This window comes from Halalkalibacter flavus (assembly GCF_036663575.1).
GTDB classification, from domain to species: domain Bacteria; phylum Bacillota; class Bacilli; order Bacillales; family Bacillaceae_D; genus Halalkalibacter; species Halalkalibacter flavus.
The window spans coordinates 1-270 of sequence record NZ_JAWRVK010000243.1; the positions used below are offsets into that span (position 1 = coordinate 1).

The following is a 270-nucleotide window of genomic DNA, read 5'->3' on the forward strand; positions in this document are numbered from 1 at the left end:
GCGAACGTGGCCGTGAGGTGAAGGAGTTTATCGAGGAGATCCTCGGCGTTGAAGGCCGTAAGCGCTCAGTGGTCATCGCGGCCCCCGCCGATACCTCGCCATTGATGCGTTTGCGTGCCTGCGAAACTTCCACTCGCATTGCCGAGTATTTCCGCGATCAAGGCTTAAACGTGCTGCTGCTGATGGATAGTTTGACCCGTTATGCCCAAGCGCAACGTGAAATCGCCTTGGCAGTCGGTGAGCCGCCAGCAACCAAAGGTTATCCGCCAT

General features: G+C 57.4%; 1 pseudogene. It reads left to right on the forward strand.

What is annotated here, in order from left to right:
- Nucleotides 1–270: pseudogene (fliI, locus tag SAY88_RS25100) on the forward strand (flagellum-specific ATP synthase FliI); the annotation flags it as partial.